The 447-nt window shown below is 46.5% G+C and carries 2 rRNA genes; both read left to right on the forward strand.

Annotated features, from left to right (window positions below):
• Positions 1-113: ribosomal RNA gene (locus tag GJ695_RS29405) — 16S ribosomal RNA — on the forward strand; the annotation flags it as partial.
• 214 nt (positions 114-327) lie between these two features.
• Positions 328-447: ribosomal RNA gene (locus GJ695_RS29410) — 23S ribosomal RNA — on the forward strand; the annotation flags it as partial.

A 447-nucleotide genomic window follows, 5' to 3' on the forward strand; every position in this document is an offset into this window, starting at 1 on the left:
CAGAAGTAGGTAGCTTAACCGCAAGGAGGGCGCTTACCACGGTAGGATTCGTGACTGGGGTGAAGTCGTAACAAGGTAGCCGTATCGGAAGGTGCGGCTGGATCACCTCCTTTCTAGAGTAGCACTGCATTAAGCGTCCACACTTATCGGCTGTAACAAAGACTGGATTTACGTAAGAAGAGATTCTTAGGTAAATGTAGTTCCGTTCTTTAACAATCTGGAAGAAGTAAAGTTTTATTAGGCGTGTGTCGACAGATGCATGCCTGGGTAGTAAAACTCATCATCACAAAGTAGTAAATGCTTGCCTAATAGCCGTCAAGGTTATAGGGACAAGTGAATAAGTGCACATGGCGGATGCCTTGGCGATTACAGGCGATGAAGGACGTAGTAGCTTGCGATAAGCTGCGGGGAGCTAGCAAACAAGCTTTGATCCGCAGATTTCCGAAT

It is taken from the genome of Duganella alba (assembly GCF_009674495.1).
GTDB lineage: Bacteria > Pseudomonadota > Gammaproteobacteria > Burkholderiales > Burkholderiaceae_D > Rugamonas > Rugamonas alba.